Genomic DNA, 16,370 nt, shown 5'->3' with positions numbered 1-16,370 from the left:
GCTCCCGTGCTCCGGGGGCCGTGGCTGATTCGACACGGTCATCCTGAGGCGGGGCTTGAGACGCAACAATCGAAAATTTGTCATTGAAGCCATGTGTCAAACGCATGCCTCGACAGGAGGCATGCGTGAGCTGCTTTGGTGCTAAAAGGCGGCGCGGATGACGTGTTTGAGTTCCTGAAAAGCCTGCAGTCCCCAAGGCCCCAGCTCGCGACCGATGCTGCTCTGCTTGTAGCCACCCCACGCGGCCTGCGGAAAAATCACCTGCGGCGCGTTGATCCATACCAGGCCTGCTTGCAGTGCATTGGCGACACGATCAGCCGTGCCCGGATTGCGACTGACCACGCTGGCCACAAGGCCGAATTCGCTGTCGTTGGCCAAGGCGATGGCCTCGTCTTCCGTGGCGAAACGGCGCACGCACAGCACAGGGCCGAAAATCTCTTCGCGCCATAACGCACTGTCCAGGGGCACATCGGTGAACACCGTGGGCTGTATAAAATATCCGCGGGATAGATCCGCAGGCCGCTTACCACCGCACACCAGGCGTGCGCCGTCGTTCACACCCCGCGCGATATGCCCGAGCACCCGTTGGTATTGAGCCTGATTGACCAGTGCGCCCATCTCGACTTCGGGCTCGAAGGGGTCGGCCACGCGGATGGCTTCGGCGCGCGCCTTGAGCTTTTCGAGGAATGCGTCGACCAACTCATCGGCAACCAATACACGACTGGTGGCTGAACACATCTGCCCGGCATTGAAAAATCCGCCACCGCTGGCCAGCTCCACCGCCAGATCCAGATCGGCATCGGCCAGCACCAGCAGCGAGGACTTACCGCCGAGTTCCAGGCTCACGCCCTTGACCGTTTCAGCGGCCCGCTGCATAACCTGAACCCCCACCGCAGTGCTGCCGGTAAATGAGATTTTCGCGACGTTCGGGTGCGCCGACAGTGGCGCACCGACTGCCAGCCCGGTCCCGCAGACCAGGTTGAACACCCCGGCGGGCAGACCGCTTTGCGCAATGATGTCGGCCAGTTCGAGCTCCGGCAGCGGCGTGACTTCCGACGGTTTCAATACCACGCAACAGCCGGCTGCCAAGGCGGGGGCCAGCTTCCAGGCAGTGGTGACCATCGGGAAGTTCCACGGCACGATCAACCCGACGACGCCACACGGTTCACGCCGTAGACGCGCCGCGAAGTCTTCACTGGGTAGCGTCACGGTGCTGTCTTGCTGCCCGTCCAGCGCTTCGGCCAGGCTGGCGTAATAGTCGAATGTGGCGATGACATCATCGACATCGATTGCGGCCTCAAACAGCGGCTTACCGTTGTTGCGCGATTGCAGCTCAATCAGTCGCTCGCGTCGTTCCCGCACCCCGCTGACGATCTTGCGCAACAGCACGCCCCTGGCCGCTCCCGTGGTCTGTGACCAGATAGGGAGTGCCAGACGCGCGGCTCGCACAGCGTGTTCGACGTCCGTGGCATCGCCGCCAGCCAACGTCGCCAGCGGCGCTTCGGTGGCCGGGTTGATCACCCTAAGTTGCTCACTGCCCGACAACCATTGGCCATCAATGTAGAGCCCAGCAAGGGGTGTGCTATTCGGGTTCGCTTGAGCGTTCAGCATGCTTTCATTCCGGTCATCCAGAGGGTCTGGTCTATTTCGATCAAGGTCGGGCATTGGCGGTCGCCCGCTTTTCGCAACGCCAGCTTCAGTTCCTCGACGCCAGCAATCCTCTCTGCTTCACAGCCCAAGGCTTTGGCGACGCCGATAAAGTCGGGGGTATAAATGTCGACGCCCACCGGTTCAATCGAGCGGTTGACCATGTATTTTTTGATTTCCTCGTAGCCCTGGTTATTCCAGAGCAGGACGATGATCGGCGTGCGCGCTTCCACAGCGCTGGCCAGTTCCGAGAGGGTAAATTGCAAACCCCCATCGCCTATCAGGCACACCACGGCGCCACGAGCCTTGGCTTCAGAAGCACGCCCCAGCCAGGCGCCAATCGCGGCAGGCAAGGCGTAACCGAGGGTGCCGTAACCGGTCGATGAGTTGAACCAGCGACGCGGCTGCTCCAGATTGAGGGTCAAATTGCCGGTGTAGACGGGTTGAGTCGAGTCGCCGACCAGCACCGCATCGGGTAACACGTCGAGCACCGTCTGCAAAAAAACAGTCTGCCCGCGAGTGGCGTCGTCCCAGGTGGTCGCCAGGGTTTCGCGCAACGCAGCGGCGCGCGTGTGGCCCCAGTCCGCGCAGCGTGGAGCCAGTTCTTTTTTGCCAAGCCCGGCCAACAAAGCTTGCACGGCCGTGTCGGCATCGGCGACCAGCGCCACCTGCGGCGCATAGTTGCGCACGGTCTGATCAGGGTCGATATCAATGCGCAGCAATGCACCCGGGATCTCGAAACCACCGGCGAAGGTGATGTCGTAATCGGTTTCGGCCAGTTCGGTGCCGATGGCCAATACCACATCGGCCTCAGCTACCAGCGCACGCGTCGCCACCAGCGATTGGGTTGAGCCGATCAACAGTGGGTGACGCGATGGCAGCATGCCCTTGGCATTGATGGTCAGCGCTACCGGGGCTTCCAACTGTTCAGCAAGCCGTGCCAACGCAGGCGCGGCATCTATGGCGCCACCACCGGCCAGAATCAATGGCCGCCTGGCCGCCGCCAGCAGGCTGACCATTCGCGCGATGGCCTCGGGCGCCGCACCGGCACGGCTGACATTCACAGGTTCGCTGGTGAGCAACGCGTCGGCATTTTCTACCAATACATCAAGGGGGATTTCGATGTGCACCGGGCGTGGACGACCGGCCTGAAACAACGCAAACGCGCGAGCCAGCACTGCCGGTAATTCCGACGCCGACATCAAGGTGTGGGAAAACGCGGCAACGCCCGCGACCAGATTGCTCTGCGATGGCAGCTCATGCAACTTGCCGCGCCCGCCGCCCAACTGGCTGCGCGATTGCACACTGGAAATCACCAGCATCGGAATCGAGTCAGCGTAGGCCTGGCCCATGGCCGTGGTGATGTTGGTCATGCCGGGGCCGGTGATGATGAAGCACACACCCGGCTTGCCACGGGTGCGCGCATAACCGTCGGCCATGAAGCCGGCGCCTTGCTCATGGCGCGGCGTGACATGGTTGATCGACGAGCCGGCGAGCCCGCGATAGAGCTCGACGGTGTGCACACCCGGGATACCGAAGACCTGCTCGACGCCATAGCCCTCGAGCAATTTGACCAATACTTCGCCGCACGTTGCCATGTTCGTCTGCCTTTCTTTTATTCGGGAACTGCACGTTGTCGCGGCGCTCAGGCCTGCCAGACACACTGCAGATGAGGCCCAATTGGACCCGGCATGCCGTAGCGGTGACAACGCAAAAAATGTCATGCTAGGCATGTCCTCCATTCATGCCTGAGCCCCGATGAAACGCCTGCCGCCCTTACCTGCCCTGCATACTTTTCTGATTACAGCCCAGTGCTGCAATTTCACGCGGGCCGCAGAACTGCTGCACATCACCCAAGGCGCAGTGAGCCGGCAGATCTCGGGGCTGGAAAGTCATCTGGGCTATACGTTGTTCCAGCGCCAGGCACGCGGACTGAGCCTGACCGCCCAAGGGCGCGAGCTGTTCCCACGGATTCAGAAAGTGTTTTCGTTGATCGACGAAGCGGTCGAACACGTCGGTGCGAAACGCGAAACCCTGCGACTCAAGGCCCCGACGTGCATGATGCGTTGGCTGCTGCCGCGTTTGTTGCAGTGGCAGAAAGAGCGCCCGGATGTCCCCGTCGAGCTGACCACCACCGTGCAACATGCCGTGGATTTCCGCCGCGAAGAGTTTGATGCCGCCGTAGTGTATGGGGCACCGCCGGCCAATTCGGTGGCGGCACATCATCTATTCGATGAGCAATTGACCCCGGTCTGTTCTCAGCAACTGTTGGCCGGGCCGATACCGCTCAAGACCCTGGCCGATCTGGAGCAGCACATGCTGCTGCACCCGACTCGCGACCAGCGTGATTGGGAAAGCTGGCTCAAGGTCGCCGGAGCGACCGTCAGTAATATCGCCAAGGGCCAGCATTTCGACACGCTGGACCTCGCCATGTCAGTCGCATCACAAGGGACAGGCGTGGCCATCGGTGATTGGGCTCTGATCGGCGAGGACCTCAGCGCCGGACGGCTGGTGGCGCCCTTCGACCTCAAGGTGCGCACCGGTGCCGCGTATTACCTGGTGTATCCCGAACGCTCCGACCCATCGCCCGAGTTACGCGAACTGATCGACTGGCTGCTCGTCCAGGCGGCCGAGCGCGCCAGTCAATAACTGACGCTCAATAGCCAACTGTAAAGCGCTGACGCGGGTGCGCGTGCTGCTCAACTTCATCGAGCATGGCGATGGCATAGTCGGCAAAGCTGATCGAACTTTTACCGGCGGCACTGACCAGCAAATCGTCTTTACCCAGACGAAATGCACCGGTGCGTTCGCCTTCGAAGAACTCCGCCGACGGCGAAAGAAAGGTCCAGTCCAGCGACTTTTCCTGACTCAGCGTCTCCAGAAACGCCACACCCGCGCCGGCTTCGGCTTTGTACTCTTCAGGGAAGTCTGGCGTATCGATCACCCGCAGACCCGGCGCGACGAACAGACTGCCAGCCCCGCCTACCACCAACAGACGGGGAACCCCAGCCTGCTTCACCGGTTCGATGGTCGCGCGGGCCGACACACTGGAAAAATGCGTCGCACTGATCACCACGTCATGCCCGGCGACTGCATCGGTATAGGCCTTGGCATCGCTGACATCCAGGTTTTTGCAGACCACGCCCGCACGTCCGGCGAGAGAGGAAGGGTCCCGAGCAATGGCCGTCACGCTATGACCACGGCGCAGGGCTTCTTCTAACAGCTGACTTCCGGCACGGCCGGTGGCACCGATAATTGCGATTTTGCTCATGGTGGTTCTCCGAAGGTAAGGTAATGAACAGAGCTTAGTTGCGCGACTCAGTACAAAAAATGCGATGCTTGAGCATAGTTTGTTTCTAAAATCGGGCAAATCATGGATCGGCTAATCGCAATGCGGGTGTTCGTGACAGTGGTGGACAGGGGCAGCCAGTCAGCAGCGGCGGACCATCTGGACATGTCGAGACCAGTGATTTCGCGCTACCTGGCCGAGCTGGAAGACTGGATCGGCGCACGCCTGATGCACCGCACCACGCGCAAACTGAGCCTCACCGCCGCAGGCAACGAAACCCTGCCACGCTGCCGGCAGTTATTAGAGCTGTCGGCCGATATGCAGGCGGCTGTCAGCGTTCCGGCCGATACGCTGCGCGGCGCTTTACGCATCAGCGTCAGTACCTCTTTCGGTCACGCGCAAATGGCCGATGCGGTCAGCGACTTCGTTAAACGGCACCCCGGCGTGAGCATCGATATGCAGGCCCTGGACCGCACGGTGAATCTGATCGACGAGCGCATTGATCTGGCCATTCGAGCCAGCAATGACTTGGACCCGAATCTGATTGCGCGGCGCCTAACGGTCTGTCGCTCGGTGATCTGCGCGTCACCGGGCTACTTGCACGAACATCCCTCGCCACTGCGAGTGGAAGACCTCAGCGAGCATAATTGCCTGACACATTCCTATTTCGGTAAAAGCCTGTGGCATTTCGAGCAGGATGGCGAACAGGTCGCTGTGCCTATCCACGGCAATATCAGTGGCAACGAAACCACCGCCCTGATGCGTGCAACCATGGCTGGAGCCGGCGTGGCAATGCTACCGTCGTACCTGGTCAGCCCGTTTCTGCGCAACGGTGAGCTGATCCGGCTATTACCCGAAGCGCGGCCTCTGGACCTGACCCTGTATGCGGTGTACGCCTCACGCAAGCATATGCCCACCACCTTGCGCAGTTTGTTGGACTTCCTCGTCGACCGGTTCAAGGCAGGACCCGAATGGGATGAGAACCTTTGACAGAGATTCGCAATTTGTTATTCGGCCGGCATGCATACCGCCCTATCGAGTAGCCTGCTATCGGTCTAGAATAGCCTGCCCTGTCCTGCCGACTTTTACGGCGAGGTCACTGCTAGTTGAGCCCCTACTTGACCAGTCTCAACCAACCTAAACCTGCGATCCGAGGCGTGTTATTCGCGCTGATGATGGCGGTCTTTCTCAGCGCACTGGATCAGACCATTGTTGCAGTCTCGATGCCGGCGATCTCTGCGCAATTCAACGATTTCGACCTGCTCGCGTGGGTGATCTCTGCCTACATGGTGGCGATGACTGTTGCGGTGCCTATTTATGGCAAGCTCGGCGATCTGTATGGACGCCGGCGCCTGATGCTGTTTGGTCTGGGAATGTTCACCCTGGCCTCATTGTTCTGCGGCGTGGCCCAAAGCATGGAGCAACTGGTGCTGGCGCGGATACTTCAGGGCATCGGCGCGGGCGGCATGGTTTCGGTCAGTCAGGCGATCATTGGCGACATCATCCCGCCTCGCGAACGCGGGCGTTATCAAGGTTACTTCAGCGGCATGTACGCGCTGGCGAGCGTGGCCGGGCCGGTGCTCGGCGGCTTCATGACCCAATACCTGTCGTGGCGCTGGGTATTCCTGATCAATCTGCCGCTGGGCATCAGCGCCTTGTGGATCGCCCACCGCAGGCTGGTCGGGCTGCCTATTCCACAACGCAAGCCGATCATCGACTACCTCGGCACGCTGCTGATGATCATCGGCCTGAGTGCGCTGTTGCTGGGCATTACCGAAATCGGCCAAGGCCATGACTGGCGCGACAGCCAGGTGCTCGCGCTGCTGGGGATCGCGCTCTTGGCCCTGATCACGTTTGTCGGGTACGAGCATCGCACCCAGGAGCCCTTGCTGCCGATGCACCTGTTTGCAAATCGCAACGCGGTGTTGTGCTGGTGCACGATGTTCTTCACCAGTTTCCAGGCCATCTCCTTGATCGTGTTGCTGCCACTGCGCTTCCAGACCGTGACCGGCGGCGGTGCCGACAGCGCAGCCCTGCACCTGATGCCATTGGCCATCGGCATGCCCATGGGCGCGTATTTCGCCGGCCGGCGCACCTCAATGACCGGGCGCTACAAACCGATGATTCTCATCGGAGCAGTGTTGATGCCCCTTGCCATCCTGGGCATGGCCTACACCCCACCGCAAGCAGCGCTGCTCAGCGGTGCGTTCATGGTGTTGACCGGTTTTGCCAGCGGCCTGCAGTTCCCAACGTCGCTGGTCGGCACTCAAAATTCGGTGGCGCAGCGAGACATGGGCGTCGCCACCAGCACCACCAACCTGTTCCGCTCACTGGGTGGCGCAGTCGGTGTGGCACTGATGTCGGCGCTGCTGCTGGCAATGCTGCAACGGTCCGGCCTCGCACAACTGAGCGGCACCCCCATGGGCGCCGAAGGCAGTTCGGGCAACGTATTGATGGACAGCCTGAATGCCGCCAGTGGACCGGCGCAACAATACTTGCGAGGGGAATTGCTCCTGACATTCCGGCATTTACTGATGGTCAGCGCGGGGATTTCGCTGTTAGGTCTGGCCGCCGCACTGGCGATGCCTGACAACCTGTTGCGCGGGCGCGGGGACAAAGACAGGGACGTCTGAAACAGCTTCGCCAGGTCGCTGATTCGCGGCGGTCTGACGAAGCGACAGGGTTGATGACGTTATAGGCTGTAGTAACCCACCGCGACCAGATAGTGACCGACCTTGCGCACGTACGCGTGCTTGTTCTCTACCTTGTTGGTCACCGGGTTGCGCCAGCGGTATTCGTATTCGCCCTCGTCCTGTTTTTTGATCAACGCCAGAATCGGCTCGCCCACGGGCTTACCTTCAGGGTCTTTGACCTTGCTGAAATCCGTATTGATCAGCCGCAGATTGGTACCGTGGGCGGCATAACGCTGGTTGTTCAGATCGACCACGAACACATAGAGGTCATCGTGAAGGAACCCGCCTTTCAAACTGTTGATGGCGCTGAGGGTGCCCTGCTCGTCCTTGGCCAGTTCAGCGGAGGCTTTGTCCAGCAAGGCCTTGGCCTGTTCGGACGATGCGCGTGGCAGGTAATAACCGACCGCCAGGATCCGGTCACCCACACGCTGGTAGTACACGTGCTTGAGCTCGACCTTGCCATCGCTCCAGTTCTGCCAGCGGTATTCTGCCTGCTGGATACCCTCGGCTTGCGGTGCCGCCAGGCCTTGCTTGAACGCTTTTTGCAAATCAGGTCCCAGTAAATCGGACACGTCACGTCCGATCAACGCAACGGAAGGCCCGCCGCTGGCCAGCATCACGCCGTTGGTATCGACCACATAGACATAGAGTTCCCCCTTGACGAAGTCCCCCTGACGGCTGAATTCGGCAAATGCCTTATCGCCCTGATCGTGATATCGAGCCAGCGCTTTGACCAGCAAGGCCTTGGCGGCCTGCCCATCATCGACTGTTTTCGCCGTCGTTTCAGCTGCCGCCCAAGCATGGCTGAAGCACAGGCATAACAATCCGCCCACTACAGCTTGTTTCAGCAGACCCCTCATTGCGCATTCCCCAATCTTATTAGTGTCGTCATAGCTTAGACGGCTGGTGGAGATAGGGAATTATTCACAAAGACAAGGTTCGCTGGACCGCCCCCTTAAGCCGGGCCTGCCTGACCGGCCTCGCAGAATGTTTCAATCGGAAATCACCTTGCACCCCGTAGCGTCTTGCAGCGCTTGCAGGCTCACCCCAGGGGCAATTTCCACCAGTTTCAAACCGGCCTCGGTGACATCCAGCACGGCCAGGTCGGTGATGACCCGGTCGACCACGCCAACGCCGGTCAACGGCAGGTCGCAGTTTTTCAACAGCTTGTGGGCGCCGCCCTTGGCCGTGTGCTCCATCAATACGACAACACGCTTGACCCCGGCTACCAGGTCCATGGCGCCCCCCATGCCCTTGACCATCTTCCCAGGGATCATCCAGTTGGCCAGATCACCTTTTTCAGAAACCTGCATGGCCCCAAGAATCGACAGGTTGATATGGCCGCCCCGGATCATCGCAAACGAGTCGGCACTGTTGAAAAAGCTGCTGCCGGGCAACGTGGTGATGGTCTGTTTACCCGCATTGATCAGGTCAGGGTCGACTTCGTTGTCACGCGGAAACGGGCCGATACCCAGCAGGCCATTTTCACTTTGCAGCCAAACGTCCATGCCTTCGGGAATGTAGTTGGCGACCAACGTCGGCAAACCGATACCGAGGTTGACGTAAAAGCCGTCCTGCAATTCTTGGGCAGCGCGTTGCGCCATTTCTTCACGAGTCCAGGCCATGATCAGGCGCTCCGCACAGTGCGTTGTTCGATACGTTTTTCAGGCGTGGCGTTGAGCACCAGACGCTGTACGTAAATGCCCGGCAAGTGAATCTGATCCGGGTCCAGCTCGCCGAGCTCGACGATCTCTTCGACTTCGACCACGCAGACTTTCGCGGCCATGGCTGCCAGCGGGTTAAAGTTGCGCGCGGTCTTGTTGAACACCAGGTTGCCGGATTTGTCCGCCTTCCAGGCTTTGACCAAGGCAACGTCGGCGCGCAGGGAGCGCTCCATCACGAACCACTCGCCATCGAACTCACGGGTTTCCTTGCCCTCGGCGACCAAGGTGCCGTAACCGGTTTTGGTAAAAAACGCCGGGATACCCGCGCCGCCCGCACGCAACTTTTCGGCCAGTGTTCCTTGAGGGGTGAATTCAAGCTCCAGCTCTCCAGCCAGATACTGACGCTCGAACTCTTTGTTCTCGCCCACGTAGGACGAGATCATTTTGCGGATCTGCCGGGTGGTGAGCAGTTGGCCCAGGCCAAAGCCGTCAACGCCAGCGTTGTTGCTGATGACGGTCAACTCACGCTTGCCGCTGTCTCGTAGCGCGGCGATCAAGGCTTCCGGAATACCACACAGGCCAAAGCCGCCAACCGCCAGGGTCATGCCATCTTCGACGAGACCTTGCAGAGCTGATTCGGCGGTCGAGTAGATTTTGTTCAATTGTTATTCCTCGAAGATCGCCATGCCCAAGGTTATCGCGGGCAGCGGCGCAGGTTTCGGGTCGTGGCTTTACGGTGTCGTCTGAGCGTAGACCGCTGATGGGGATAACGCAGTATTCATCGAGACGAGTTTGGGTACCCCTGGCGTCGGTCCCTGGTCCTCAGAAAGTCATTGAGCCCACTATCACTTGGCCCCTTCCACCCAAAACCATTGAACCCGCCCAGCCTTCAAGTGCGGGAAAGCCGGCATGACGTCACCTTCGGTAAACAGTCGCCGCGAGCGCGCCGTGGCGTTGCTGAACCAGTAACCGGTGTGCGTGCAGGGGTCACCCACGTTAAGCGCAGGCTTGGGCTGTTCGTCGAAGCGCGCATACCACCGCGCGGTGGACGCTTCGCTAAAGCCTCCATGCACGGGATAGGGGTGCAGACAACCGGTGTCCTGTACGCGTATCGATTTGAGCGCAGCGTTCACATCAACGTAAGCCGCTGGCGACGCCTCACCCTGCCTGCCCAGGTCCGGCAAGACGCCGGCGCGGATGATCAAGCCATCGTTATAGGCATGAAAAACGACGGCACTGCAACGGCTGAGCTGTCGGCGCAATGCATCGCTGCCGCCCAACCGCGCGACAAAGCGGTTACCAATAATCGTGTACCAATTCACCCCTTTGATGTGATCGAGCAAGCGCAAGCTGTCTATATGCGGCAAGGGATCGACCATCAGGCCGGTATATTTCTGCGCCAGTTGGTATTCCAACGGGAAGTAGTGATGACCGTCATTAGGAAACACGCACGCCAGACCACCATAGCCATGCTCTGCCTGGACCTGATCACACAGGTATTTAAGCCAGCACTCATAGCGTTGAGCGCCTTCGGGCTCAAGCAGCATGGACAACGGCAAGACCATTTTCAGACAGGAGCGATCAATGTCGGCCTGGCTTCGGGGCGTGTTCATGACAAACAGCCGATACTCGGCAGTTTCTTGCAACGTGCCACTGCCAATCGACCAGATAAATTGCTCGTCCGGCGAACTGTCGAGAATCTTGCGTCGACAACCGGCAAAGCTGCTGGGCGTCATTTTTCGCAGGTGCTTGTAGAACTGCCATTTGAGCCTGGCTTTGAACTGCTGGCGAAACCAGACGAAACATTCTTCTATCCGCTGTTTGGTTTCCAGTGTGTGGCCGTGCCTGAAGTAGAGCGTGGTAATCAGCCCTAGGCGAACGACTGGATCGCCTTCAGCAGAGTTGATCGCCAGACTCGCAGCCTGATACCTGAGCCGACCCAAAGGGCTTACGTCATCAGAGACAATTTCTGACATGCCCTGTCCTCTCAATCTGAAGTTTTCTGACTGCAGAGACTGAAGGGTCTTTCGGAGAGGGGCAATACGCGAAAATTACTTTGGGAAATCAGCCACGCATTTCAAGAAGCGTCCTACTCATGTCCTACAAAAATAGCGACTTTTCAGCGTTTTCGCTGCCCCAGACAACGGACGCAAAGAGCCGTGGGGTTATGGGTTCTGAAAAGCGGCTAATTTATGAATGCAGGCCGATTTTTTCGTGATGTTAACAATACGTCTTTTTTAAGCGTTTAGCGCGGGGCCGCTGTGAAAAGAAGGTCTTACTTCAGACCGTTCCTAAAAGGTCAGGCCGCACCCTTAGTTTCAGCGGCGGCCCTTGTACCGTCATGATTGTTATTTTATGGGATTTGTGACAAACAAGGTTGCTTGGTCACGTTGAAATAAAGCATTCGATAGTCCTCGCACGAGAATGAGAGAAGAGTGTCCATTCTCGCCCCTCAAGGCACCTGGAGGTATCGAGAACGTGACGATTACTTTATCCTGCCCTGGCTCAAATACAATAAGCGCCTCAAGCTTCATCATTTTTTTAACCATATGAAATATTACAGTTTCCAGGCGCATGGAGACGCTCAGCGCACTAGCCTCTGATAGGGTGACCGTAATGTTCAGGTCCTGAACTGTCTCCTTGGACTCGATGTAGGAGTCTTCAACGGCAATGAAAGGTAGCGAGGTGAAAGAGGGCGTATCGACTGCAGCTGGACTGATAAAAGCGATGTCGGACAAATAGATATTTCCGCCTTCAGGTAGCGTAAAGGAGAGCATATTGACGGGCTGAGAAAAATCAATATTTAAATTACTGAGAGGCACTAAAATTTGCTGCAAGAGGAAAGTTTCAACGCCAGGAACTATTTCAACGACAGGCAACAACATGATTTGATTTGCAGCCGGGTTTAATATGAGATTACCTAACGCAATATCAAGCTTTACGAGCGCTTGAGGATTCTCTTCGAGTAGATGAGTGACGTAAAAACTTAAATGCGTGTAGCGTGAGATATCAACGGGATCTTCATTGTCGCGGGGGTAGAGTTCGAGTTTGGCCGGCGATGATGCTATCGTATTTTTCAAGTTCAAAAAACTGTGATGGAGGTGGTGTGTATAGCGCTCTGACTTGCTGAATGATGCCTGTTTTTTTATTTCGCCCTCCCCCAGCCTGATGGTCCAGGCCCATTTTCCTGGTGTAGATGAAGCGTCATCAGAGTAAAGAGTTTCAAAACTTTGGACATTATAAGTATTTGATCGTTGAACGTGTGCAGAACTTCGAACTTCGGCCTTGGGCAGTAGAGGTACACTTACAGATGAACCATCAAAGAACGGCAAAAATTGCTGCTCACCTCCGAGCGTCAGGCGAAAAAAACCAGCGATATAAAATGCCCCTAGAAGACGCTGTTCCTCTTGTGTCAGTCGAGGGACAGTCAGATCACCCCAAGCGAGAGCGTCATCCTCTCCCAATGGATAACCGGGCGACCATATTTCATTAAAATAGTTATGATTGGCGCCCATCAGCAATACGGAACTTCGCAATACATTGTCATTGAATGCGAGCCTGGAGAGATCTAAAGATTGTTGACCGTTTAAATTTTTGGAGTCACTGTCTAAAAACGGATGAATGAACGCTGTGTGGGTATCGGGGACGCTGATACCTTCATACGAAGTACCCCCTAATAATAAAGCCGCCGGTATACCATAACCTCTTTTCAGCAGACGATTCAGGGTGATAGTCCGCGCGACGCCTTCGCCGCCGCGCGAATGCCCCATCAACCCTATGTTGTTTAGGTCAAGCCTGCCTTTCAGGAGCGGAAGATCTGGGCAATTACCTTTGTTCGCTTCGGTGAGTAAGTCAAGGTGAGCTAAAATCAAATGAGCCCGCGATGTACTTTCCAGGTTAGGGAGTTGCTTTGATCCTATGCCGTAAATGGCGTTAGCCGACAGGGACACAACGACGTAACCATGACTAGCCAGTTCTGTTGCTGCCGTGCTGTAACCTTCATGACTGGGGATGGGTGCTTTATTGGGCGGACAGGGCCATGCTTGAATTTTAGGTTCGCGACCAAGTGTAGCCGAATAGCACACGTGATGACGACCATGTAAGAAAATAACAACGGGGTGAGCTTCTTCGGTGTCTTTCGGCAGATACACCGCCGCGCGAAATTCTGACTTAAAAGGAGGGTTAGCAGGCAGCTCCAAGACGTCATCGCCATAATCATAATCATAACGAATTACTTGGAAAGTACCTGACGGAACTGGGCCAGGCCCTGTTGCCTTTTGAGTTCGTGTTCGAGCTTTTTTTTGCCGAGGCGCGCCCTCATATCCTGCTTGAGTTTGAAGTGTTTTAACAAACTCTTCCGGAGCAATGACTTCTTTTATTTGGTTAATGCTCACGAAATTATTTTCAAGGTCCTTAGTCATGCGTATTGCTCCATTTCTATCGTGAGCGAGTGCCTATCCGCAAGAGGTCAGACAGATCACTGTACTGCGTATTTTTAGGCCACTAATAGCTTAGAACAGGAGCATGAAAACGCAAGTTTGAAGTACACCCTAACCGGATGTCAGGGAAGGCGATGCTGTTCCGTAAGAATAGAGTCGCCTTTCGCGAGCGACGGCGCGAGGGCATTGCCCCGACCAAGCAGCGCGGCGCTTACCGAGGCCGCAAAAAAACCTGCCCGACGAGCAGACCGTCGTACGTCGGCAACGAGCCTCTGCCGGCGAGCAGAAAGCCCAGTTGGCCCATGAGCTCGGTAATAAGTAGGGAAACCTTTGCCAGTACTTATGCAAGGATAACTGATACATGCCCGTCGCTCGATACTCTCGGTCACTGAGCGCGACGCTCTGCTTGCGCTGCCGGACAGCCAGGACGACTTGATCCCCTACGCCTTCCTTTGACTATCCATGTGAAACGGCAACAGGCCCTAGGTAAATACTTAGTAAACTAACTATCCCGACAACGTGCAGGAAGATATAAATACAGGCCAAGCGCCATCCGGTTATATTCGTTCGGATAGCGCTGCCTGAGCACCGTTCAAGAACGCAAAGCGGGGCTCAAGCGAAGCATGTCCAGAACGGTATCGACCAGTTGCTCGGCCTCTTTACAGAGCGCAAAGCTGTCCGGGATCAGCAACCACTGGCCAAGAATGCCGTCAATATAGCCATGCAGACAGATCGAGGCGCGTGTGGTGTTCAGATCGGCAGGCAATTGGTTTTTACGCACGGCATTGCTCAGGGCCAGCCCGATGCGGTCATTGCAGTCGACGGCTGCAGCTTGACGCTGTCGCCGCATGTCACACATTTCATCGGTGAATTCGCACTTATGAAACAGAATTTCATTGATGCGACGGGTTTTAGGGTCTAGTGCAACTTGATGAAACAAATGAATCAGCAATTTTCGCATGCAGCCCAGCGGGTCAACTTCGTCCTCACTTTCGCTGGCTTTGGCCATTTCATCGAGCGGCTCATGCAGGCTGTCGAGCATCGCCTGCACCAGATCAGCTTTATTGCTGAAGTGCCAATAAATGGCGCCACGAGTCACACCCGCAAGCTTGGCAATGTCCGCGAGCGTGGTGCGGGCCACCCCGCGCTCATAGAACGCCTTCTCGGCAGCTTCCAGAATCTGGCTTCGGGTTTCCTGAGCTTCCTCTTTGGTGCGACGGACCATGGCAGTAAAACCTCAATCAAAATGTCGCAAGCTGATGACGTCAATCGGCCTGCGACTGCACCGGGCAGCCTTTGTATTGCCTTGTCCCGGACCTACTTTCATGCCTTGCCGTGCTGGAGTGTCGCAGTGCAGGGTATTTACAAACAACCATGAACGTAAGTATATTCCTTAGCATGCTACTTATCTAGTCACCCCTTTTTTCACCTTTTTACTTTCTTGAGCAACTCAAGCTCCTGAGCCGAGGATCTTCATGCAATTCAAGCCAGCTGTTACCGTTCTGGTCACTGCCGTCGCCCTGGCAACACTGCTCAGCGGATGCAATAAAAAGCAAGAGGCTGCGCCAGCGCCGCCCCCTCCTCAGGTCGGTGTCGTTACCCTGCAAACGCAAGCTTATACCCTGACCACTGAGCTGCCGGGCCGTACCACGGCGTACCGCATTGCTGAAGTGCGTCCTCAGGTCAACGGCATCATTCTCAAGCGGTTGTTCACTCAAGGCGGTGACGTCAAGGCTGGCGAGCAGCTTTACCAGATCGACCCGGCGCTTTACGAAGCGACGGCCAACAGTGCCAAGGCGACCCTGCAGTCGGCAAAATCGCTGGCTGATCGTTATAAGCAGTTGGTGAACGAGCAGGCGGTGAGCCGCCAGGAATACGACACGGCACAAGCTTCCGCCCTGGAAGCACAGGCAGCCCTGCAGACCGCTCAGATCAACTTGCGCTACACCAAAGTGCTCGCCCCGATCTCCGGGCGTATCGGCCGCTCTGCCGTCACAGAAGGCGCGCTGGTCAATAACGCCCAGACCAACGCCATGGCAGTGATTCAGCAACTGGACCCGATCTACGTCGACGTTGTCCAGTCTTCGACCGACATGCTCAAGCTGCGGCATGAACTTGAAGGCGGCCAACTGCAAAAAGCCGGAGAAAACGCGGCCAAGGTCAAGTTGACCCTGGAAGACAACAGCCCCTATCCACTTGAAGGCAAACTGGAGTTCTCGGAAGTCTCGGTCGATCAGACCACAGGCTCCGTCACCTTGCGCGCCAAGTTCCCGAACCCGGCTCACACCTTACTGCCAGGCATGTTCGTGCATGCTCAACTGCAGTCTGGCGTGAACAAAGCCGCGATTCTGGTTCCGCAACAGGGCGTAACGCGTGACCTGAAAGGCACGCCGACCTCGCTGATCGTGAACAAGGACAACAAGGTAGAACTGCGCACCCTTGTGGCCTCGCGCACCGTTGGCAACGACTGGCTGGTCGAAAGCGGTCTGAACCCGGGTGACCGTGTCATTACCGAAGGTCTGCAGTACGTCAAACCTGGCGCTGAAGTGAAGGTCGCCGAAGCGACCAACGTCAAGGCAACAAACCCGGCACCTGCACCGGCCACTGAAAAAGCCGCGAGCAGTAAAGGGGAGTAATT

13 protein-coding genes and 1 pseudogene are annotated in these 16,370 nt (G+C 57.3%); 5 read left to right on the top strand and 9 right to left on the bottom strand.

All coding sequences use genetic code 11. The features are described from left to right. Positions 1–141: 141 nt before the first annotated feature. Positions 142–1,611, bottom strand: a complete 1,470-nt coding sequence (locus ACVBEG_RS02340) for an aldehyde dehydrogenase family protein (RefSeq protein WP_322181631.1) — start codon at positions 1,609–1,611, stop codon at positions 142–144. Beyond that, entirely contained in the window at positions 1,605–3,245 is a 1,641-nt protein-coding gene (locus ACVBEG_RS02335) for a 5-guanidino-2-oxopentanoate decarboxylase (RefSeq protein ID WP_322181633.1), read from the bottom strand. The genes ACVBEG_RS02340 and ACVBEG_RS02335 overlap by 7 nt, the downstream gene beginning before the upstream one ends. Before the next feature lie 160 nt (positions 3,246–3,405). On the opposite strand from ACVBEG_RS02335, the gene ACVBEG_RS02330 reads away from it, so the two are divergent. Continuing rightward, the gene (locus tag ACVBEG_RS02330; protein ID WP_219062162.1) at positions 3,406–4,296 is read left to right on the top strand and encodes a LysR substrate-binding domain-containing protein; all 891 of its coding nucleotides are present in this window, start codon (positions 3,406–3,408) and stop codon (positions 4,294–4,296) included. 7 nt (positions 4,297–4,303) lie between these two features. Here ACVBEG_RS02330 and ACVBEG_RS02325 read toward each other — a convergent pair whose 3' ends face one another. After that, positions 4,304–4,918, bottom strand: coding sequence for an NAD(P)-dependent oxidoreductase (locus ACVBEG_RS02325; protein ID WP_322181636.1), 615 nt, complete (start codon positions 4,916–4,918; stop codon positions 4,304–4,306). A 102-nt stretch (positions 4,919–5,020) separates the two neighbouring features. Between ACVBEG_RS02325 and ACVBEG_RS02320 the strand changes: the two genes are divergently transcribed. Both ACVBEG_RS02320 and ACVBEG_RS02315 read left to right on the top strand, forming a co-directional pair. After that, entirely contained in the window at positions 5,021–5,926 is a 906-nt protein-coding gene (locus ACVBEG_RS02320) for a LysR family transcriptional regulator (protein WP_322181638.1), read from the top strand. Positions 5,927–6,054: 128 nt separating this feature from the next. Continuing rightward, the gene (locus ACVBEG_RS02315; protein ID WP_322181640.1) at positions 6,055–7,569 is read left to right on the top strand and encodes an MDR family MFS transporter; all 1,515 of its coding nucleotides are present in this window, start codon (positions 6,055–6,057) and stop codon (positions 7,567–7,569) included. A gap of 59 nt (positions 7,570–7,628) precedes the next feature. On the opposite strand, the gene ACVBEG_RS02310 is transcribed toward ACVBEG_RS02315, so the two are convergent. The 5 genes from ACVBEG_RS02310 to ACVBEG_RS02290 all read right to left on the bottom strand — a co-directional run bounded on the left by ACVBEG_RS02310 (position 7,629) and on the right by ACVBEG_RS02290 (position 13,714). Further along, positions 7,629–8,489 (bottom strand): cache domain-containing protein, encoded by an 861-nt coding sequence (locus ACVBEG_RS02310; RefSeq protein WP_322181642.1) that lies wholly within the window; start codon positions 8,487–8,489, stop codon positions 7,629–7,631. 132 nt (positions 8,490–8,621) lie between these two features. After that, positions 8,622–9,254, bottom strand: coding sequence for a CoA transferase subunit B (locus tag ACVBEG_RS02305; protein WP_322217870.1), 633 nt, complete (start codon positions 9,252–9,254; stop codon positions 8,622–8,624). Positions 9,255–9,256: 2 nt separating this feature from the next. Further along, positions 9,257–9,955, bottom strand: a complete 699-nt coding sequence (locus ACVBEG_RS02300) for a CoA transferase subunit A (RefSeq protein WP_322181646.1) — start codon at positions 9,953–9,955, stop codon at positions 9,257–9,259. Positions 9,956–10,138: 183 nt separating this feature from the next. Further along, a complete protein-coding gene (locus ACVBEG_RS02295) occupies positions 10,139–11,269 on the bottom strand; it encodes a DUF3396 domain-containing protein (RefSeq protein WP_322181648.1) in 1,131 nt (376 codons plus the stop codon). A gap of 372 nt (positions 11,270–11,641) precedes the next feature. After that, positions 11,642–13,714, bottom strand: coding sequence for a hypothetical protein (locus ACVBEG_RS02290; protein ID WP_443696339.1), 2,073 nt, complete (start codon positions 13,712–13,714; stop codon positions 11,642–11,644). Between the two features lie 170 nt (positions 13,715–13,884). On the opposite strand from ACVBEG_RS02290, the pseudogene ACVBEG_RS02285 reads away from it, so the two are divergent. Next, positions 13,885–14,124: pseudogene (locus ACVBEG_RS02285) on the top strand (recombinase family protein); the annotation flags it as partial. Between the two features lie 200 nt (positions 14,125–14,324). Here the strand turns inward: ACVBEG_RS02285 and ACVBEG_RS02280 are convergent. Next, positions 14,325–14,957, bottom strand: a complete 633-nt coding sequence (locus ACVBEG_RS02280) for a TetR family transcriptional regulator (protein ID WP_322181655.1) — start codon at positions 14,955–14,957, stop codon at positions 14,325–14,327. 250 nt (positions 14,958–15,207) lie between these two features. On the opposite strand from ACVBEG_RS02280, the gene ACVBEG_RS02275 reads away from it, so the two are divergent. Next, entirely contained in the window at positions 15,208–16,368 is a 1,161-nt protein-coding gene (locus ACVBEG_RS02275; RefSeq protein WP_447107313.1) for an efflux RND transporter periplasmic adaptor subunit, read from the top strand. The last annotated feature ends 2 nt before the right edge of the window (positions 16,369–16,370 follow it).

Source organism: Pseudomonas sp. GG8 (genome assembly GCF_052976945.1).
The sequence above is the reverse complement of the archived record's forward strand: the minus strand, read 5'-3'. Positions and strand labels throughout refer to the sequence as shown.